Genomic DNA, 20,171 nt, shown 5'->3' with positions numbered 1-20,171 from the left:
GGATGCGCATGTCCTGCGGGTCGCGCGGGACGCGTGTCATGGTGCGGCGGCGCGACCCGGAACTGGTCGCGCGCGACGCCAGGATCAGACGGCTTTCGGCGTGATGTGGGGCGGCACCCCGGTGCTGGGCTTAACCGACAGCGATTCCATCTGGCGGCCCGAGTCGCGCCACGCGTCGAGTCCGCCGAGCAGCGGCAGCACGTCGGTGAAGCCGGCCTCGGCGAGCTGCTTCGCCATCCAGGCAGCGGAAATTTCATTGGGGCACGAGCAATAGATCACGAGCTTCTGATCGTGCGGGTATTTCTCGAGAATGTCGCTGAGCTGCCGCTCATCGGCAAACAGCGCACCCGGGATGATGTACGGATCGAGCTTGCGCTTTTCGTCGGAGCGGATATCGAACACGACGGGCGGCGGCGTGTTGCTCATCGCGCGATGCAGGTCGTCGACGGTAATGCGCGCCTTGGCAAGCTTCTTGATCAGCTGGCGGCGGCGCTGCCAGCGATAGAGCGCGTAGAGCACCAGCAATGTGGCGACGACCACGGCGGAGAGGCGCCCGAGGCGGCTTGCGCCTGCGAACAGCATGTCGATTTGCGGCGCGAACATCACGCCGATCAACAAACCCGTGCCGGACCACAGCGTTGCGCCGATGCCGTCGAAGCTCAGGAACTGGCGGTACGTCGTGCCCATCGCGCCGGCCATCGGCACGGAGACGATCGAAAGGCCCGGGATGAACTTCGCGACTGCAAGCACGCGCACGCCCCAACGCCCGAAGAAGCGTTCGGTCTTCTTTACGCAGGTGTCGCGCGAGAGCGACAGCTTGCACAGCGTCTTGAGCGTATTGCCGCCATAGAGCCGCCCGGCGAGGAACCAGGCGCTGTCGCCGATCAGCGTGGCGAACACGGCGAGCACGAGCACGGGCGCGACCTGCGTGCCGATGGAGCCGGGATGCATGGCGGCCATCGCGCCGAACAGCACGAGCGCCGGCATCGCGGGCACCGGCAGGCCCAGCGAGGCGGCGAGCACGTTCACGAACACAAGAGCAGGCCCGTACTGCTCGACGAGATCATGTAGCATCTGCTTACTTCCGTCGCGGTGAGTAGTACAAACAGCAGACTAACCTAACGATTATGGATGCAATTTCCGGGCGTTCAAGTGGGGCGAATATCGATCCAGGCGTGCGTTTTCCGGAAATGCATCGCGCCGATTTTATGTACCGGAGAAGATGGTTTTATTGCGTTGCGGCGCAATCAGGGAATGATTCTCGCAGACTTTGCGCGACTTCGCAGGCGCCTGAACACGAGACTGAACACGGGATTGAAAAGCGGCAGCGCGTGTTCGCGGCGCACTCACAATTGGGTCTGAATGGCGCGCTGAATCGTGCGTTGAATCGTGCACTAAAAGTTGCAATTACCTGGTTGTTCTGATCGTATGGTTCGCACACGATTGGCCGGAACGTACGCGTTCGATACGGACGAGCTTTTCACGCGCCGGTCGTTGCGTGCGCAATGGCAAGAGAAGGCAATGGAACTCGCGCGCATGCGCAACCCGGCACCGCGCGAGTTCGGTGCCGGGTCGTACAACCGGGTGTATTACCGGCTGTGCGATTCCCCTGGCAGCTCGGCGCCTTGCGCGCGGATAGCCGCAATCAACTCCGCGGGCGTGATTTCATAACGCACTTCGCGGTGAATGCCCGGCTTGCGCTCGTCGACTTCGATCAGCAGCAGACTCTTGCCGTCGGCCGTCGATTCGAGCCGCAGCGAGCGCAGTTCGCGCCCGCTATCGACGTCATGCTCGGTGAGCAGGGTCATGGTTCCGGAAGACCCAGTCGTGCGCATTGATATTGTCCTTATGCGTTGGTTGTTCGAGCCATTGTACGGGGTCGGTCGCGCGGTGTGTCTGTGCGAGTGCGCGCGGGCGCACATTGCAACACTAGCGCCCATCCCCGGCGAATCAGTTTAACGCGACTCGCCAGATTTTCGCGCCTTTTTTGCGTGCGCTGCGATGGTGCACGCGGCGAATTTAACTGCCGAATCAACCTGTCGATTTAAGCTGTCGATTCAAGCTGTCATTAGCCTGACGCAATCCGATCGCGGTGCGACGCGGCCAGGACGACCAAATGCGTTACCGTCCGCAAAAGAAAAAAGCTCACCCGGCATAGCCGGGTGAGCCGTGTAAACGCCGTTGTTACTCGGATCAGCAGATCCACGCAGGAGGTGCTGACGAGTGAGATCGTGAACGGGGCGGGTCGCGGCGTCGAGATGGGACTAACGCCGATCTTTCAGACCAATCGGATCCGGTCTGGCGATTGGTGCGGCGCGGGTTTGGCCGGGTTTGGCTCGGGTTTGCCTCGGAGTTGCCTGGTTGCGCCTCTGTCGCATGCGCAGGGTTGCGCCGTTCACGGTGAAGCGCTGCACCGCTTGCGCTCACCCCGGTAAAAGTCGCGGTTGTGGTGGCGCTTCTTGACACGCGTAGTCGCTCTGTGTCTTTTGACGATCGTGCCCTGCACGCGAAGTGAAGGCAAATTTCGTTTTGGTTCAAGGCGATGGCGTATATCTCCGGAGGATATTCACAGGCTTCTCCACGTTTTCTGTGGACAACCCGGCGCATTTTCAGCGGATGTTTCCATGCGCGGCCCGATTTGCCAGCGACGTGCGGAGTTCTTTTGCGTTCAAGGACTTGGCGTGTTTCCCAGGAAGATACTCACAGGCTTCTCCACGTTTTCTGTGGGTAACTTGAACCGATGCGACACGAGCGGTGCGCGAGCGATCCCTGAATGGTGAAAATGCATGAATCGATTTCCCCGTTTTAGCCTCGATTTAATCAGGACTATGAAGCGTATATCAGTGTCGGGCGACGGAACTGCAACGCGTACCTGATGGCCCCCGATTCCCACGCGGGGCAATTTTCTTCAATACGCGCCTTGGCGGTCCTCCTATGCTGCGCCAGTGTTTCATCGCCGCCGGGCGTAACGAGGATAACCGTGAGCATTGCGCTTTCCATGGCCGCATTCGCGCTGGCCACGTCGATCACCCCAGGACCCGTCAACCTCGTTGCGCTCAGCGCGGGCGCGCGCTACGGCCTGCGCGCAAGCCTGCGCCACGTGACGGGCGCAACGGTCGGGTTCGCATTGCTGCTCCTGCTAATTGGCCTTGGGCTGCGCGAACTGCTTGTGCAATGGCCTGTGCTCACGCGCGCGATCCGCTGGGCGGGCGTGGCCTTTCTGCTCTATGTCGCCTGGCGGCTCGCCGCCGACGACGGCCATATCGAAGACGCAAACAGCGCACGCGGACCATCGCTCATGATCGGTGCGACGATGCAGTGGCTCAATCCGAAGGCATGGCTCGCTTCGGTGGCGGGGATGGGAGTGTATGCGGTGGCGGGCGAGCCGGTGCTTGTATGGCAATTCGCGGCGATCTATTTTGTCGTCTGCTATTTGTCCATTGCCTGCTGGGCGTGGGCGGGCGCGTCGCTGCGCCATGCGTTACGCGAGCGCGCGCGCGTGCGGCTCGTCAACCGCTGCATGGCTGCGCTGCTCGCCGCTTCGGCGCTCTATCTGCTGATGACGTAACGAAATAACGAAGTGGGCGTGCACTCACGCGTTGCCGCGATACTGCCCGGGCGTCGCGGCGACAAACTGGCGGAATGCGCGCTGCAAATGCGCCTGATCGGCAAAACCGGCTTCGAGCGCGACGTCGGCAATCGCATGGCCGCGCCGCAGTTGCGCGCGGCTGAACTCGATGCGCCGGTTCACGACATACGCGTGCGGCGTCATGCCGTACTGCTGCCTGAACGCGCGGATCAGATAAGACGGCGAAAGATCCGCCGCCGCGCAGATCTCTTCGAGTTTGAGCGTGCGCGTGTAGTTGTCTTCGATGAACTCGGCGGCGCGCGCGAGCCGGTGGTTCGGCTCGCGCAGCGCGACCGGCGCGGGATTAAGCGTCTGCTGCAGCGCCGAGAAATAAGCCGTAATCGCGCTTTCCTTGTGCAGCGTATCTTCGTGCACATCGGTGAGCAGATCGTAGAGCCGGTTCAAACCGGCGAAGAGATCGCGCCGCACGCTCAAGATTTGCGCGAATGCGCGAAAGCCCTGATTCGCGCCGAAGCCGAGATCCTGCTGAAGCTGCGCGAGCCAGCTCGCGTCGACATAGAACATGCGATAGGCCCACGGTGCGTGCTCGGCCGGATTGCATGCATGTACAACTTCTGGATTGACGACCACCACCGCGCCCGCGCCGATGCGCTCCATCGTGTTCGCGTTCAGATAAGTGCTGTGCCCGCCCGTTACCGCGCCGATCGAAAAGGTGCGGTGCGCGTGCCGGCCATAGCGGACCTTGCGGCCATCGGCGATTGCGCGCGCTTCGATGAACGGCAGCGCAGGGTCGCGCCAGAACTGCGGCAGGGCGTCGGCGGGAATCGGCGTTGCGGACACGGGTCGTCTCTCGAGCAAAGGTTTGCCGATCATGTTATCGCAACGCCAGTGCGCCTGCGCATACCGCTTTTTTGCACCCCGCTGTTGCGCAACAATCGACGAACGTTGCGCGATCTCAGCATTCGAACGTGCATCATTATGAACGTCACATGCATGTCACATGCTCGCCGCGATAATCCACGCTCGAATATTTGGCCACCGTGTCATGAGTTGCGCAACCATAGCGTGACCGATACGGCAACGCCCGGGGATTTCGACCATGACCATTCGTCACCGTATCACCCTGCTCATCGTGCTGATGTTCGTTGCGTTGTCCGCTATCGGCGGCTTCGCGGTCTATCAGACACGTCGCAGCGCCGCCGATGTCCGCCAGGTTACGCAAGGCGTCGTGCCGAGCGCACTGGCTTCCTCCGATCTCGTTTCACTCGTGAAAGACGTCCAGCTTGCGACCATGACGCTCGTCTATGCGCCGGACGCAAACATGGTTACGCAGGCGCAAGATGAGCTTAAAACGAAGGAAGCCGCGCTGCGCACCGCACTCGAAGTGCAACGCAAGGCTGCGGCGAGCCACGCCCAGGACGGCCTCGTCGCGCAGGGGCAAGAGAGCCTGACCAATTATTTCGCCGCGATCGACGACACCGCGAAAATGAAGGCCGCGGGCAAGAACGAACTTGCGCAAGCGTATCTCTTCGCGAACGTCGCGGAATACCGCGACGAACTTGAGGGCATCGTCACGACGATGCGCGTCGAGAAGAATCGCCAGAAAGACGACGCCATTCGTGCGCTGAACAGCACGCTCGATACCACGACGAGCGCCATTGCCGGCGTGACGGGCGGCGCCGTGTTGCTGCTCACCGTAATTGGCCTCCTGCTGTATCGCCAGATCACGCGCCCGCTCTCGCGCATGCAGGAGATGATGAGCGAGATCGCGTCGCATCAGGACTTCACGCGGCGCGTGCCGGTGGGCCGCATGGATGAAATCGGCCGTTCGATCGTCGCGTTCAACGGCATGATCGAAAAGATTCAGCAGAGCTCCGCGCAGCTCAAGCGCAAGACCGCCGACATTCAGGCGATGCTGCAGAACATGCAGCAGGGCATTCTCACCGTTGTGGAAGGCGCAACCATTCACAACGAGTACTCGGCGTATCTGGAAGCGATTTTCGAAACGGACGAGATCGCCGGGCGTGGGCTGATGGATCTCGTGTTCACGCACACGAATCTCGATGCCGACACGATCGCGCAAGTCAGTGCCGCAGTCGACGCGTGCCTCGGCGAGGACAGCGTGAACTTCGGGTTCAACCAGCATCTGCTCGTGAATGAAATTACGCGCAGCATGCCCGATGGCCGCGAGAAGGTGCTCGACCTGAGCTGGTCGGCGATCACGGACGAAAACGACGTGGTCGTGCGCCTGATGCTGTGCGTGCGCGACGTGACCGAACTGCGCGAGCTTGCCGCCGAAGCGGGCGAACAGAAGCGCCGCCTGCAGATGATCGGCGAAATTCTCGCGGTGAGCGAAGAGAAGTTCCATCAGTTCGTGCAAAGCTCGAAGGGCTTCATCCACGAAAACGAGCGCATCATTCGTCAGCACGACTGCGCCGACATGGCCGCCATCGCAGCGCTGTTCCGCAACATGCACACGGTGAAGGGCAATGCGCGCACTTACAGCCTGCAGCATCTCACCGGCGTCGTGCACGAGGTCGAGCAGCGCTACGACGCGCTGCGTCGCGAAGACACCGATCACGAGTGGGACCAGCAGGCGCTCATCGACGACCTCGAACGCGTGAAGGCGTCGCTCGAACACTACGCGACGATCAACGAAGTGAGCCTTGGCCGCGGCACGCGCATCACGGGTGGCGACGGCAGCGTGAGCGTGGCGCGCGGGCAGATCGAAACGGCGCTGCGCACGATCGACGCCGCCAATGAAGACGATCTCGTTTCGCTGCGCGCGATGCGCGAGACGCTGCGCGGCATGCTGGGCAGCATCGGCACCGAGACGATGGCCGATGCGCTCGCGGGCGTGCTCGGCTCGCTGCCGTCGCTGGCAGCCGAACTCGACAAGGCTGCACCGGTCGTGCGTGTCGACGACAACGGCTTGCGTCTGCGCAGCGAAATTACCTCGACCGTGAAGGACGTGTTCACGCACCTGCTGCGCAACGCGCTCGACCACGGCATCGAAATACCGGCGCAGCGCCGCGAGCAAGGCAAGACCGACGCAGGTCACATCGCCATCGAAGTCGACGTGACGGGCGGTGCGCTGCAGATGACCCTCGCCGACGATGGCCGCGGTCTTGCACTCGCGCGCATTCGCGGCATCGCCGTGGAGCGCGGCTGGCTTGCCGACGGCGAAGCCGCTACCGACGAGACGATTGCAGACTTCATCTTCCGCGTGGGCTTTTCGACCGCCCAGAGCGTGACTTCCGTGTCGGGGCGCGGCGTGGGCATGGATGCGGTGCGCGCTTTCCTCGAACGCGCAGGCGGGCGCATCGAGTTGCGCTTCACGGATAGCAACGACGGCGCGGACTATCGACACTTCGAGACGATCGTGTATTTGCCGCAGGAGTGGGCGGTGGCCGCTGCCGGAGCGGATCGGGCGGTGCGCGCGCAGGCGCTGGCGGACTAGCGTATTTCGGGGGTTGCAGTGGTTCTGCCGATTCTGATGGGAGGCGCGGCGCTCGCCGTGCTCATGGCGCTCGCCGTCCTCGGCGTGCACTTGCGCGCGCGCGCACGCTGGCGGCGCGAGGGCGAAGCGCAGGACGCCGCGCACGCCGCCGCGCTCGCCAGGGCCGAGGCGCACGCGAACGAGCGGCTCGGAGCATGCGCGCACGAAATCGACACGCTTGCGGCGCAGAACGACGCGCTGCGCGCCGAACTGGCGCAGCGCAAGTCGGCGGCAGACGCGCTCGACGCAGCACTCTACGCCGAGCGCGCACGGTGCGAGGCTGCGCAGCAACGCGCGGCGGGCATCGCCGATGAAGCCGCGCGTCTGCGGCATATGTCGGCGACATTCGAGCGCTGGCACGAGCAGATGATCTCGCTGATGGCGCAGAACCACGACATGCACCAGAAGAACCAGGAGCTGTCGTCGATCGTGAGCCACGTGCTGATCGTGTCGCTCAACGCATCCATCGAAGCTGCGCGCGCGGGCGCGGCGGGCCGCGGCTTCTCGATCGTGGCGGGCGAGGTGCGCGCGCTGGCGACGCGCTCGCAGGAACTCTCCAAGAGCTATCGCGACAGCCTGCACCGCAACGACCTCGTCACGGCCGCGACATTCCAGGACATTCAGGCGGGCGGCAAGATGATTGCGGCGTCGCTCGCGAGCGTCGAATCGCTGTCGACCCAATTGCGCGCGCAACTTGACGAAGCGCATGCCGAGGCGCTGGCATGATTGGCGAGCGCGCGAAGGACAGCATCGACCGCATTTTTTTCGCGGCGGCGCGCACGCGCCTCGTGGCCGACGCGCAGCATGCCTGCGAGATCGTGCCTCACGCGGGCGACACGCCGCAGGGCGCGCAGGTGGTCGCACTGACGATCTCGTCGATGCAGTTTCGCCTGCTGTTGCTGCTGCACTTCAACGACGACGAAGCGACGCGCCGGTACTACGTGGGCGACGCGCAGCGCACGCTAGCGGAAACGTTCATGGAGTTCGGCAATCTCTGCTGCGGAGCCATGAACCAGCAACTGGTGGAGCATTTCCCGGATCTCGGCATGTCGACGCCCTATGTGCTGAGCGGCGGGTGTCTGCCGTATCTGCAGGAGCTGAAACCCAACTATCTCTCGTCACATGCGCTGACGCTCGACGCAAGCGTGCGGCTGGGCGCGACGCTGTGTGTGTGTTCGAAGACGCCGCTGGATTTCGTCGCGGCGGATCAGGAAGCGTCCTGCGAAAGTTCGGGCGAACTCGAAATGTTTTAAAGCCGCGAGCGAACGCGGCCATCAAGACGCAGCAACAGTACAGCCACAAAGCAGCATCGAAACGTTATTCAGGCAATCACACGGCAACGGGCAAGGCGCAATACGTAATACGCAATACGCAACGCGCAGTTGCAGGACGCAGGAAGAACACGCATGGACTCGAACAAACCGGTCAGCAAGGTGTTGCTGCTGGAAAGCGACACGGATTGCGCGGATGCGCTGGGCCGCTTTTGCGAAGACCACAATCTCGTGGGCGTGCCGGTGCGCCGCGACGCGCTGGCCGGTGCGCTGCGCGCCCATAGCGATCTGGGCGGCGTGCTGCTCAGTGAAGACTTTGGCGGGTCGCTCGAAGCGAGCGCGGCCATAGCCGCGAGCCTCGACGCCGCGCGTCCCGAATTGCCGATCATCGTGCGCCGGGCGTCGCAGCCGACGCTCGACGGCTTGCCTGACGCGTTGCAGCGCGCATCGCGCGCCGCGTGGGCACACAGCGATCCGGCGTCGCTGCGCGCGGCGCTCGATGCGTGCGTATTCACGCAGGACTACCCGGATGCACTCGTGCGCGGCATCACGGAAATGACGGCGGAGCGCCTGCACCATGTGTTCGGCGACGTCGACGTGAGCTGGGAAGCGCCGAGCATCGTGCGTGACCGCATCATCTTCGGCGAGGTGTTCAGCCTGATTCCGCTGGAGACGGCGTGGTGCCGCGGCTATCTGCTGATGCAGGCAGAGGAGGCGCCGCTTCTCGGCTTGCTGCCGCCGCGCGCGGGCCGCGAAGCGGCGACGGATTTTCGCGAGATGAACAGCGTGCTCGGCGAATTGACGAACCTGATCTGGGGCGCGTTTCGCAATCGCTATCTGGGCGACGTGCAGGCGCTCGCCGCCGTGGGGACGCAAGTGCAGGTGCCGCTGCTCATCAATCACCGGCGGCGTTACCTGTCGTTCGGTTCGGATAACCCGCAGCTGTGCATCAAGTACCGGCTCGCCCGGCGCGGCACGGGGCACGAAGTGACGATCGACCAGCGTTTCGTGTTCAGCCTCGGGTGGTCGCCCGAGGCGTTCGACGAAACGCTTCAAAGGGCAGCGACGGCCAGCGCGAATCCGTGCGCACAGGACGCAGGCGAGCTGGAATTGTTTTGACGAAGGAGGCGTCGGGCACGACGCAGAGGAAAACAAAATGGCGAAAATTCTGGTGGTGGACGATTCGAGCACGGTGCGCGACGAAGTGGCAGGTTTTCTGCGCAAGAACGGACTCGACGTGGACACCGCGGTGGACGGCAAGGACGGCCTCGCGAAGGTGCGCGCGAATCCGGGCGTGAAGCTCGTGGTGAGCGACGTGAACATGCCGAACATGGACGGCCTCACGATGGTCGAGAAAATCCGCAGCGAGCTCGCGAACACGGCGGTCAACGTGGTGATGCTCACGACGGAGAGCAGCCCGGCGATGAAGGAGCGCGGCAAGGCGGCGGGCGTGCGCGGCTGGATCGTGAAGCCGTTCAAGGGCGACGCCGTGCTGGAGACGTTCCGCAAGCTCGCGGGCTGATTTGCGGGCTGACTGGCGGGCTGATTTGCGGGCCGATTCGGGCGGCCGCCCGCGCAGCGCAGGCGCGCGGGCGGGCCGTGCCGATGAGACGGTTGTGCAGGCAAGGGTAGGCAACTGAGGGCGTGGTTTCCGGCGGCGGTCGACGAGGGGTTTCCCTGGCGCGGCCGCCCCAGGACAAGTGGGCCCGGGTGGCGCTAAGCTAGGGCCTGTTCGCATGTGGACGAGACATGCGGGCGCCCGATTCCGGCTCTTGTGGCCGGATTTCCACTTGCCATCACGCCATGGACTATATCGACAGCCTGCGCATCTTCCGCTCCGTCGTCGAGGCGCGCAGCTTTACGCGTGCCGCCGACATGCACGGGGTCACGACGCCGGTCGTGTCGCGTACGATTGCGCGGCTCGAAAAACGCCTCGGCAGCCGCCTCTTTCACCGCACGACCCGGGCCATCTCGCTTACCGAAGCCGCTGAGCGCTTCTACGACGGCTGCTGCCGCGTGCTGGACGACCTCGATGCGCTGGAGGCGGTCGCCTCCGAGCAGACGCGCGAGGCGGAAGGCGTGCTGCGGCTCGTTGCGCACACCACGGCAATGGTGAGCCGGCTCGTGCCGCTCGTCTCCAGCTTCAAGCACGCGCATCCGAAGGTGAGTCTCGACGTGACGCTGACCGAACGTCCCGTCGATCTCGTCGCGGACGGCTTCGATCTCGGCCTCGTGCTGCCGTTCATGCTCAACAACGACACGACCGTGACGCGCCTGCTCGAACGCATTCCGCTCGCGCTCGTGACGACGCCGGGCTATCTGGCCGCGCGCAACGTGCCCACGCATCCGTCCGATCTGGAGCAGCACATATTCGTGACGATGCCGCCCTCGCTGCGCAAACCGGCGATCACCTTTCGCGCGGGCAACGAGGATGTGGTCGTGCAGCTCAAGCATGAAGTTGCGTCGAACAACCCGGCGTTCAACCGCGAGATGGTGCTGGAGGGGTTCGGCATCGGTGTGCTGCCGCTCGGGCTCGTCCGCGCCGAGCTTGAGTCGGGCCGGCTCGTCACGGTGCTCGACGACTTTCCCATCGTCGACGCGCAGATCGAAATCCGCCTTGCCTACACGACGCGCACGCTGCTGCCTGCGAAGGTGCGCGCGTTCATCGACCACGTCACCGCGTTCTTCGACGATGTCGGGCACCCTGAATCCGCGCCAGTCACATTGAAAGACAATTGAAGGGTTGAGGGTCATTATTGCCGGCGCGTTCACACTGTGATGTCGCGCCTGGCGATTGTGGCGGGGCGCCGTGCCCGCTAATCTGTGCGTATGCACACTAACGCATTTCTGCGGCTTCCCGAACACGATGACTGCTTAGCCGTTCGCCCGCGCGCTCGCCATCTGAGCCATGCAGTTTCATCGTGCCGCAATGTGCAACCATCGCGTCCGGTCGTATAGCGGCGTTTTTTTTGTCTCAAGAAGTGCATATACACAGGTGAGCGTCATGTCGAGTCCTTCCACTTCCGTTGCAGACCAACCGGTCGCCGTGCGCGTCCAGCCGGGCCGGGTGCCCTGGATGGCGCTGGCGCTCGTCGCGGTCGCGCTGGTGCTCGCGGCAGCGGGTGGCTACTGGTTGTTCGTGCTGCGTTTCGTGCAGACGACCGACGACGCCTACGTCGGCGGCAACGTCACGGTGATGGCGCCGCGCGTGAGCGGTTTCGTCAATGAAATCCTCGTGCAGGACAACGAGCGCGTGCACGCAGGCCAGGTGCTGATCCGTCTCGATTCGCGCGACTACGACGCGAAGCTCGCCCAGGCGAACGCGGAAGTGGACAGCGCCCGCGCGGCGGTCGCCGAACTGGAGGCGCGCCGCACGCTGCAGGCCGCCGTCATCAACCAGCAGCAGGCGCAAGTGCGCGCATCGAACGCGGAGCTCACGCGTAGTGCGCAGGACGAGACACGCTATCGCGAACTCGTGAAGGACGACGCCGTGTCGAATCAGCTGGTCGAGCGGGCTAACGCCGATTACGCGAAGGCGCAGGCCTCGGTGGCGAGCAGCGGTGCCGCCGTACAGGCCGCGCAGCGCCAACTCGATGTGCTGGCCGCGCAGGTGACCGACGCCCAGGCGCGCGTCGCGACCGCCGTCGCGGCCCAGCGGCTCGCGGCGCTGAACGTCGGTTACACGACGATTTATGCGCCCGTCGACGGCTATATCGGCAATCGCACGGCGCGCACGGGCATGCTCGCGAACGTCGGCGCGCCGCTCCTGACCGTCGTGCCCGCCGCCGATCTGTGGGTGGACGCGAATTTCAAGGAAGACCAGCTGAAAAAGATGCAGGTGGGCGACCGCGCCGACGTCGAGCTCGACGCGGCCAGCGGCACGCTGCACGGTCACGTTGAAAGCCTCGCGCCCGCGACGGGCGCGACCTTCAGCGTGCTGCCGCCGGAGAACGCCACGGGCAACTTCACGAAGATCGTGCAGCGCGTTCCCGTGCGTATCCGGCTCGATGTGCCGAAGGGCACGGAACGCGTGCTGCGCCCCGGCCTCTCGGCGACGGTGAAGGTGCATCTGGGCCACGCCGCCCAGAATGCGTCGGCGCAATGACACGGGCCACAGACATGACCACGACGCAGACAGCGCCCTCGCACGCGGCGCAGTCACATACGGCACCGCTCGCGCCGCATCTTCAGCCGCTCGGGCAACGCGCATTCGCGTTCGCGCTGATGTGCATCGGCTTCTTCATGGCGACACTCGATATCCAGATCGTCGCGTCTTCGCTGCGCGACATCGGCGGCGGCCTTTCCGCGAGTCAGGATGAACTATCGTGGGTGCAGACCGCGTATCTGATCGCCGAAATTATGGTGATTCCGATGTCGGGCTGGCTATCGCGGGTGTTTTCCACGCGCTGGCTGTTTGTCGGCTCGGCGGTGGGTTTCACCATCACGAGCATGCTGTGCGGGCTCGCATGGGATATCGACTCGATGATTCTCTTTCGCGGCCTGCAAGGCGCGCTGGGCGCGGCGATGATCCCGACTGTGTTTACGACCGCATTCATGCTGTTCCCGGGCAAGCAGCGACTCGTTGCGTCCACGACGATCAGCGCGCTCGCCTCGCTTGCGCCGACCATCGGCCCCGTGATCGGCGGCTGGATCACCGACCAGTGGTCGTGGCACTGGCTCTTTTATCTGAACCTCGTGCCCGGCATCGCCGTGGCGATGCTGGTGCCGCGCTACGTGCACGTCGACGAACCCGATCTCTCGCTGCTCAAGCGCGGCGATTACGTCGGCATTCTGCTGTTGTGCGGCTTTCTCGGCTGCCTCGAATACATGCTCGAAGAAGGTCCGCGCAAGAACTGGTTCGGCGACGACACGATCATTGCGTGCGCATGGATCGCGGCGATCTGCGGGTTCCTGTTCATCGTGCATGGGCTCACGGCCAAAGACCCCATCGTCGACTTGCGCGCGCTCGCCGTGCGCAACTTCGGCATCGGCAGTCTGCTGTCGTTCGTGACCGGCATCGGCATCTTCGTGGCCGTGTTTCTCACGCCGCTCTTTCTCGCCGAGGTGCGGGGTTTCAGTTCGCTGCAGATCGGCTTCGCCTTGCTGTCGGTCGGTATTTTCCAGTTGCTCGCACTCGGCGTGTACGCGGTCGCCACGCGCTTTTTCAGCATGCGCACGCTCATGGTGTTCGGTTTGCTGCTGTTCGGGCTCGGCTGCTATCTCTATGTACCGCTCACGCACGACTGGGGTTGGGAGCAGTTGCTGCTGCCGCAGGCGTTGCGCGGCATCGGCCAGCAATTTGCGATTCCGCCCATCGTGACGATGGCGCTCGGCTCGCTGCCGCCCGCGCGGCTCAAGTCGGCAAGCGGGCTGTTCAACCTGATGCGCAACCTCGGCGGCGCGATCGGCATCGCTGTGAGCGCAACGATGCTCAATGACCGCCTCAATTTCCACTATCTGCGCCTGAACGAGAGCGTGACGCACGGCCAGCCGCAGGTGGAAGCGCTGCTCGCGGGGCAGGCGTCGTACTGGACGTCCGTTGCGGGCAATGTGCTCGACGCGGGCACGGCCGGACTCCTGCGATTGCACGCGCTCGTGATGCGCGAAGCGCTTGTGCTCACGTTCTCGGACACCTTCTTCGCGCTGTCGCTGTGCTTCGTCGTGGCACTGGCGAGCGTGCTGTTTTCGCGGCCGATCACGCTAGGCGGCCCGCCCACCGATGCTCACTGAGCCACCGAGGTCCATCATGCAAGCGTCTTCGAATTTCAGGCCGCTGCGCGTTGCGCGCACGCTCGTTGCGTCGGTCGTGGCCGCCGTGCTCGCGGCGTGCGCCGTGCAGCCCGCGCAGCACACCGATTTACCGGCAACGGTTCACGAAACCGCGCCCGCTGCCTGGCGCATCGACGCGCCGCAGGACGCCGTCGATGCGCAAACCTGGTGGGCGCAATTCGGCGACGCGACGTTGAATGCGCTGCTCTCTACCGTGCTGCAAGGCAATCTCGATCTTCAGGCCGCGGCGGAACGCGTGAAGCAGGCGCAGTCGATCACGACGCAAAAGCACGCGGCGCTGCTGCCGCAACTCGATTTCACGGCGCACGGCGCGTATGCGCGGCAGAACACGCCGCCGCCGCTCGGCTACGTGAAGCAGGCGGGCGCGGGCTTCACGCTGGGCTGGTCGCCGGATGTGTTCGGCGGCGAGCGGCTCGATCTGCTTGCCGCGCAGGCGAATCTCGTTGGTCAGAAGCACGCGCTCGACGCGCTGCGGCTCGCGCTGGCGGCCGATACGGCATCGGCTTACGTCGATTTGCGCTGGGCGCAGGCCGAACTGAGTATTCTCCAGGACAACGTTTCGATCCGGCAGCGCGCGCTGACGCTCACGCAGGACCGGCTGAAATACGGCCTGTCGACGCAGCTCGACGTAACGCGTGCACAGTCGCAGTTGAGCGAACTGCAGGCGCGCATTCCACGCGCGCGGGCGAGCGTCGAACATCAATTGAACCTGATCGCCATCTATACGGGCCGCACGCCGGAAGCCGTCGCGCAGCTTGCACTGGCGGCGTCCGCGCCGATTCCGGCTGCGCCTGTGGGTGCGCCGCAACTGCTGCCTTCGGAGGCGCTGTTGCGTCGTCCGGACGTGCAGGCGGCCTATGCGAGCGTGGAGCAGCGTGCGGCCGAAGTGGGCGTTGCGCGCGCAGAGCGCTATCCGAAGTTTTCGCTGAATCTCACGGACGGCGTGCTGGCCGCGTCGTATCTCGGCCTGCCGGCGCTGACCGACAATCTCTTCAGCGCGGCAATCGGCGCGACGAGCCCGATCTTCAACGCGGGCCGCATCACGGCGGAAATCGACCAGAGCGAGAGCCGCATGCGCGAGTCGCAACTGAATCTTCGGCAGACGATGCTGCAGGCGCTGCGCGAAGTGGAGGACAGCCGCACGGACCTCGTGAGCACGGCGGAACAGGCACAGCAGTTGAACGATGCCGTGGCGGCCTCGTCGCAGGCGCTCAAGCTCGCGAATCAGCTTTACAAGGGCGGCGCGGCGGACTTCCTCGACGTGCTCACGGCGCAGCAGAGCTATCTTGCCGATGCCGACTTGCTCAACGAGGCGCAACGCGAACGCGCGCTCGCGGCGGTTGCGCTTTACCGGTCGCTCGGCGGCGGCTGGAGCCAGAGCGGCGAGGCGATCGCGCAGGCCGCCGATATGCCTCGCGCCGAAACCACGCTCGACGTGCGCGTGAAATAACGCCACCCGTTGTGCAGTGACGTTTTGCAGCGGCGGCGCCCGGGTACCGCGCTCGTGCCGGGGAAAGTATGATGGCCGTGCGCCGTGTGGCGCGGGACTGAAGAGGTGAAGGTCATGACGAAGCAGGTAACTCGCGACGAATGCAACTGTTTTGCGCTGCGCCAGGCTGCGCGTTTCGTCACGCAACTCTACGAGCGTCATCTCTCGCAGGCGGGCGTGACGGCTGCGCAGTTCACGATCCTTTCGCGCCTCGCGAGGCATCCCGACACGACCGCTGCCGAACTGTCCGACGACCTCGTCATGGACCGCACGACGCTCGTGCGCGCGCTCAAGCCGTTGCAGCGCGATGCGCTCGTGGTCGCGTCGGCGTCGCAGCAGGATACGCGCATGCTTGTCTATCGCCTTTCGACTGGCGGCCGGCGGCGCTACGAGCGCGCGCGCGTGCTGTGGCAGGATGCGCAGGCCGAGTTCGAGCAGCATTTGAAGCGCGACCGTGCGAAGGCATTGCGCGCCGAACTCTTTGCGCTGACGAAGGCCAGCACCTGAATCGCCGCGCGCGCGGCCCCCATCGGTAAAACGCACGCTTCGCGCCGATAACCATCCGATCTGGCGCGAAAATGGCATCATGAGGTTTCCAGGAGTCTGACGCGTTGCCGCCGGGTTCTCATGAAACGATATCGACCGCCGCTACATTTTCTGCGCGAACACGCTCAGCCCGACTGGCGCGATCTCGCGCTATCCGCGCTGCCGGTTGCGATCATTTGCGGTGTTATCGTCGCGCTCATGGTGTGGCTCGTCGATCCCGCGCCGCCGCGCAGCATCACGATCAGCGCCGGTCCCAGGGATAGCTCGTTCATGCTGTTGGCCGAGTCCTATCGCACGATCCTCGCGCGCAACGGCGTGACGCTCAACGTGCTCGAATCGGATGGCTCGGTGCAGAACCTGGACCGGCTGCTCGACCCGAAGTCGCACGTCGATGTCGCGCTCGTGCAGGGCGGCGTGACTGGCGACCGGGATGTGAGTTCGCTGATGTCGCTCGGCAGCGTCGCGTATCTTCCGATGGTGGTGTTTTATCGCGGCTCGGGTCTCACGCAGCTTTCGCAGCTCGAAGGCAAACGCATCGCCATCGGCCGCGAAGGCAGCGGCACGCGGATGCTCTCGCTGAAGCTGCTCGACGCGAACGGCATCGTTCCCGGCGGCGATACCACGCTGCTGCCGCTCGACGGCTTGCAGGCCGCCACGCAACTCGTCTCCGGCAACGTCGATGCCGCCATGCTGAGCGGCGACTCCACGACGCGCGAACTGATGCTGCGGGTGCTGACGATTCCAGGCATCTCCGTGATAAGCCTCGACGAAACGAGCGCTTACACGCGGCTCTTTCCGTACCTCGAAAACATCGATTTGCCGCCAGGCGTGCTCGATCTGCGCCACCGCGTCCCGCCCGATACCGTGCACCTGATCGGTCCGACTGTGCAGATCGTCGCGCGCAGCACGCTACATCCGGCGATCTCCGATCTGCTGATCGAAGCTGCAAGCGAGGTGAACAGTGCGCCTGGCCTGTTGCAGCGCGCGGGCGAGTTTCCCAACACGTCGGTGCACGATTTCCGCATCAGCGAAGACGCGACGCGCTATTACCGCTCGGGCAAGAGCTTTCTTTATCGCACGCTGCCGTTCTGGCTCGCGAGCGTGGCGGACCGGCTCATCGTCCTGCTGCTGCCGCTTGCCGTACTCGTATTTCCGGCCCTGCGCGCCATTCCCGCACTGTATAGCTGGCGCGTGCGCTCGCGCATCTATCGCTACTACGGTGCGCTCATCGCGATCGAGCGCGATGCGCTCAAGCATACGAGCGAAGAAGAGCGGCGCCAGCTGATCGGCGAACTCAACGAAATCGAGCGGTCGCTCAACACGCTGCGCATGCCGCTTGCTTACGCCGATGCGTTTTATGTGCTGCGGGAGCATATCGGCTTCGTGCGGTCGCATCTGGTTGCGAACGAGCCGGTCACACACTGATACGTATTGGTATGCATTGATGCGCATTGATCGGGCCATGCCGTCCGGTTTGCCGGAACGCTTCGGATCGGCGTTCGTTATTCGCCGTTTAAAAGTTACCTGGATTCCAGTGCATATTCCAGGGCGCATGGCGAAAAGGGCGCGCGACCGCAATGGCACGAGAGCCGGGGAGAAGTGCGCAACCGGCATGCATCGAAGCGGCAACCGCACGGCAACCAGGCCATAACGCGGGGTAATTGCGGGGCGACCACTGTGCGGACGCCTCTCATCGTTTTCGTGCAAACTGGGGTGGGAACGCGGCTTGCGCTCACGTTCCCACATTCCCATTCGTGTGGAGATAACGATGCAACGACGAAACTTCATCCTCACGGCCGCCGCCGCGCTCGCCTCGGGCGCATTTGCGCTCGAGGGGTGTACCACCACGCCGGGCACGAATCCGAGCGCGGCGGATAACGCCTCGCGGCGCCAGTCGATTGACGCAGGTATCGACGGCGCCTTGAACAAGCTCTTTACGACCGTGCCGGGCTCGCACGAACTCGTAGCGAAGGCACGTGGCGTGCTCGTGTTCCCGTCCGTGCTGCAGGCCGGCTTCATCGTCGGCGGGCAGTATGGTGAAGGCGCGCTGCGCGTGGGCGGTGCAACGGTGGGCTACTACAGCACCGTGTCCGGATCGTTTGGCCTGCAGGCGGGCGCGCAGTCGAAGGCGGTCATCTTCTGCTTCATGACCCAGGATTCGCTCAACCGCTTCCGCGCGTCGGAGGGCTGGTCGGTGGGGGCGGATGCGTCGGTGGCGCTCGTGAAGGTGGGCGCGAACGGTGCGGTCGATACGACCACCGCGACGGCGCCGGTTCAGGTGTTCATCGTGACGAACGCGGGCCTGATGGGCGATGTGTCGCTCGCGGGCACGAAGGTCTCGCGGCTGAAGATCTAGATGCGCAGGAAATAAGGCAAGGCGCAATCGCCTTGCCTGGCTTTCCCTCGATAGCGAACGTGCGGCGCAGCGCCGTGACATCCACGCAATATGCTTTGGATAACTACGTATCCATGCCGCGGCGCAATCGATCTGCGGTTCAGGCAGTTCGTCGATAAAACGGTGGCGAAGATGCGGGCCGCGGGCGAGATCGTAAAACCGATCGTAAAACCAAGAGCCAAAAACGAAAATGACGCACTCCCGCGAGGGACTGCGTCATTGCCGGGTGTTACAACCAGGTGCTGCAATATTCGTTGGTAGGCTCGATTGGACTCGAACCAACGACCCCCACCATGTCAAGGTGGTGCTCTAACCAGCTGAGCTACGAGCCTGTCGAGGCGCGAATTATAGAGAGACTCGTGCGCGCTTGCAAGCGCTTTTGTTGCGGGTTCTCTTTCCTGGTGCGAGATCGTCGCGGGCGCCTATGTGGCTAACTGCGTGGCTAACTGCGTGGTCAACTGCGTGGCTAACTGCGTGGTCAACTGCGTGGTCAACTGCGTGGTCACCCGCGCGGTCACCCTACCGGCCCCCGCGGGCTATTTCTGGACTGCTTGCCGGTAAGTATTGGGCGCGGCGCCGAATGCATCGCGGAACCGATGGCTGAAGTGGCTCGCGTTCGCATAGCCGCACTCGGCTGCAATCCGCACGAGCGGTTGCGCGGTCGTGCGCAACAGGGCGCGGGCGCGTTCAAGACGCTGGGCCGCAATCCATGCATGCGGCGGTTGCCCGAACGACGTGCGGAACATGCGCGCGAGATGGTATTCGGACAGGCACGCGATTTCGGCGAGTGCCCCAAGCGTCAAAGGCTCGCCCAGATGGGCGTCGATATAGTCGCGCAGGCACCGCCGCGTCGCCACCGAAAGGCCGCCCTTGAGCGTCGCGCCCGGGCGGCGCACGCCCTGGCTGCGCAGCAGCAGGCTCAGCACTTCGTGGGCCGTTTCGTTGCCGCGCAAAAGCCCTTGCGGATCGGTCCAGTCTTCGTGGGCAAGCGTCTGGCAAAGCACCGCGATCCGCTCGTCTTCGAAATACGTGCGGTCTGCCAGCGTGAGTTCGCGCGGCTCCAGATCGAGTTCGCTGACGGCACGTTGCGTAAAGTGCTCGGGCAGGAAATAAAGGTGCATGAAATGCATGTGGCCCCGCACCCACCAGCGCGATTCGTGATCGCCCGGCAGCGCGCAGAGGCGGCTCGGCGCGCCGTAGATGCCCGGCAGCTTCTGCCGCTCGGTCCGGTAGCCGCCGTCGATGTAGCACGACAGCGTGTGATGGCCGGGCCGCTCGTAGACGGTCTCCGCCTCGCGCGTCTCGCGCACCCAGACGGCTGCCGCAAGCCGGTCGCCGAGCCACGCAAACCGCTCGAGCGTCGCGTCGGCTTCGCTCAGCGTGCGGCACACCGAATGCAGCCCGAATGGGGTGTCGGCGAGATCGGGCACGGAGGGAGTCGGCTGGGCGTTCATGGTTCGCAACAGGCCGCTGTGCGACCGGTGGAGGGATCGTGAAAGTATACGCGCGCGCCGACCGGAGCAGGCCGCCGCCAAAAAAAGCGCAATCCTGGACAAGTGCGGCTCGCGGCTACGCGCGATAGTGAGGACTTT

At 64.3% G+C, this 20,171-nt stretch carries 18 protein-coding genes and 1 tRNA gene; 14 read left to right on the top strand and 5 right to left on the bottom strand.

Going from position 1 to position 20,171, the window contains the following annotated elements:
* Positions 1-84: 84 nt before the first annotated feature.
* Positions 85-1,074 (bottom strand): DedA family protein/thiosulfate sulfurtransferase GlpE, encoded by a 990-nt coding sequence (locus Q0L30_RS19520; RefSeq protein ID WP_296659979.1) that lies wholly within the window; start codon positions 1,072-1,074, stop codon positions 85-87.
* A 53-nt stretch (positions 1,075-1,127) separates the two neighbouring features.
* Between Q0L30_RS19520 and Q0L30_RS19515 the strand changes: the two genes are divergently transcribed.
* On the top strand, positions 1,128-1,424 hold the full coding sequence (locus Q0L30_RS19515) for a hypothetical protein (protein WP_296659976.1): 297 nt from the start codon (positions 1,128-1,130) through the stop codon (positions 1,422-1,424).
* A 165-nt stretch (positions 1,425-1,589) separates the two neighbouring features.
* On the opposite strand, the gene Q0L30_RS19510 is transcribed toward Q0L30_RS19515, so the two are convergent.
* Complete coding sequence (locus Q0L30_RS19510) at positions 1,590-1,835, bottom strand: hypothetical protein (RefSeq protein ID WP_296659973.1); 246 nt, start codon at positions 1,833-1,835, stop codon at positions 1,590-1,592.
* Positions 1,836-2,980: 1,145 nt separating this feature from the next.
* On the opposite strand from Q0L30_RS19510, the gene Q0L30_RS19505 reads away from it, so the two are divergent.
* Complete coding sequence (locus Q0L30_RS19505) at positions 2,981-3,568, top strand: LysE family translocator (RefSeq protein WP_296659971.1); 588 nt, start codon at positions 2,981-2,983, stop codon at positions 3,566-3,568.
* Between the two features lie 24 nt (positions 3,569-3,592).
* Here the strand turns inward: Q0L30_RS19505 and Q0L30_RS19500 are convergent, their stop codons facing one another.
* A complete protein-coding gene (locus tag Q0L30_RS19500) occupies positions 3,593-4,429 on the bottom strand; it encodes an AraC family transcriptional regulator (RefSeq protein ID WP_296659968.1) in 837 nt (278 codons plus the stop codon).
* A 259-nt stretch (positions 4,430-4,688) separates the two neighbouring features.
* Between Q0L30_RS19500 and Q0L30_RS19495 the strand changes: the two genes are divergently transcribed.
* The 12 genes from Q0L30_RS19495 (at position 4,689) to Q0L30_RS19440 (ending at position 18,540) form a co-directional block, all read left to right on the top strand.
* Positions 4,689-7,049, top strand: coding sequence for an ATP-binding protein (locus Q0L30_RS19495; protein ID WP_296659966.1), 2,361 nt, complete (start codon positions 4,689-4,691; stop codon positions 7,047-7,049).
* Between the two features lie 36 nt (positions 7,050-7,085).
* Complete coding sequence (locus Q0L30_RS19490; RefSeq protein WP_296660009.1) at positions 7,086-7,814, top strand: methyl-accepting chemotaxis protein; 729 nt, start codon at positions 7,086-7,088, stop codon at positions 7,812-7,814.
* Positions 7,811-8,341 (top strand): hypothetical protein, encoded by a 531-nt coding sequence (locus tag Q0L30_RS19485; RefSeq protein ID WP_296659962.1) that lies wholly within the window; start codon positions 7,811-7,813, stop codon positions 8,339-8,341. The genes Q0L30_RS19490 and Q0L30_RS19485 overlap by 4 nt, the downstream gene beginning before the upstream one ends.
* A 153-nt stretch (positions 8,342-8,494) precedes the next feature.
* Complete coding sequence (locus Q0L30_RS19480) at positions 8,495-9,478, top strand: chemotaxis protein CheX (protein ID WP_296659960.1); 984 nt, start codon at positions 8,495-8,497, stop codon at positions 9,476-9,478.
* Positions 9,479-9,515: 37 nt separating this feature from the next.
* Complete coding sequence (locus Q0L30_RS19475; protein ID WP_293034638.1) at positions 9,516-9,881, top strand: response regulator; 366 nt, start codon at positions 9,516-9,518, stop codon at positions 9,879-9,881.
* A gap of 281 nt (positions 9,882-10,162) precedes the next feature.
* On the top strand, positions 10,163-11,098 hold the full coding sequence (locus tag Q0L30_RS19470; protein WP_296659957.1) for a LysR family transcriptional regulator: 936 nt from the start codon (positions 10,163-10,165) through the stop codon (positions 11,096-11,098).
* 265 nt (positions 11,099-11,363) lie between these two features.
* The gene (locus Q0L30_RS19465) at positions 11,364-12,464 is read left to right on the top strand and encodes an HlyD family secretion protein (RefSeq protein ID WP_296659954.1); all 1,101 of its coding nucleotides are present in this window, start codon (positions 11,364-11,366) and stop codon (positions 12,462-12,464) included.
* A 119-nt stretch (positions 12,465-12,583) separates the two neighbouring features.
* On the top strand, positions 12,584-14,089 hold the full coding sequence (locus Q0L30_RS19460) for a DHA2 family efflux MFS transporter permease subunit (RefSeq protein ID WP_296660007.1): 1,506 nt from the start codon (positions 12,584-12,586) through the stop codon (positions 14,087-14,089).
* A gap of 16 nt (positions 14,090-14,105) precedes the next feature.
* On the top strand, positions 14,106-15,599 hold the full coding sequence (locus Q0L30_RS19455; RefSeq protein ID WP_296659951.1) for an efflux transporter outer membrane subunit: 1,494 nt from the start codon (positions 14,106-14,108) through the stop codon (positions 15,597-15,599).
* Between the two features lie 114 nt (positions 15,600-15,713).
* Positions 15,714-16,145 carry a MarR family winged helix-turn-helix transcriptional regulator gene (locus tag Q0L30_RS19450; protein WP_296659949.1) on the top strand — a complete coding sequence of 144 codons (432 nt, stop codon included), beginning with the start codon at positions 15,714-15,716 and terminating at the stop codon, positions 16,143-16,145.
* A 120-nt stretch (positions 16,146-16,265) separates the two neighbouring features.
* Complete coding sequence (locus Q0L30_RS19445; RefSeq protein ID WP_296659946.1) at positions 16,266-17,609, top strand: TAXI family TRAP transporter solute-binding subunit; 1,344 nt, start codon at positions 16,266-16,268, stop codon at positions 17,607-17,609.
* 343 nt (positions 17,610-17,952) lie between these two features.
* On the top strand, positions 17,953-18,540 hold the full coding sequence (locus Q0L30_RS19440) for a YSC84-related protein (protein ID WP_296659943.1): 588 nt from the start codon (positions 17,953-17,955) through the stop codon (positions 18,538-18,540).
* A 294-nt stretch (positions 18,541-18,834) separates the two neighbouring features.
* Here the strand turns inward: Q0L30_RS19440 and Q0L30_RS19435 are convergent.
* Together Q0L30_RS19435 and Q0L30_RS19430 are read right to left on the bottom strand one after the other, a co-directional pair.
* Positions 18,835-18,911, bottom strand: a tRNA-Val gene (locus Q0L30_RS19435).
* Between the two features lie 204 nt (positions 18,912-19,115).
* Positions 19,116-20,033, bottom strand: coding sequence for an AraC family transcriptional regulator (locus Q0L30_RS19430; protein ID WP_296659940.1), 918 nt, complete (start codon positions 20,031-20,033; stop codon positions 19,116-19,118).
* Positions 20,034-20,171: the final 138 nt, after the last annotated feature.

Origin of the sequence: Paraburkholderia sp. (genome assembly GCF_024281035.1) — a bacterium.
Taxonomy (GTDB): domain Bacteria; phylum Pseudomonadota; class Gammaproteobacteria; order Burkholderiales; family Burkholderiaceae; genus Paraburkholderia.
This window is presented reverse-complemented; position numbering and strand designations above follow the sequence as displayed.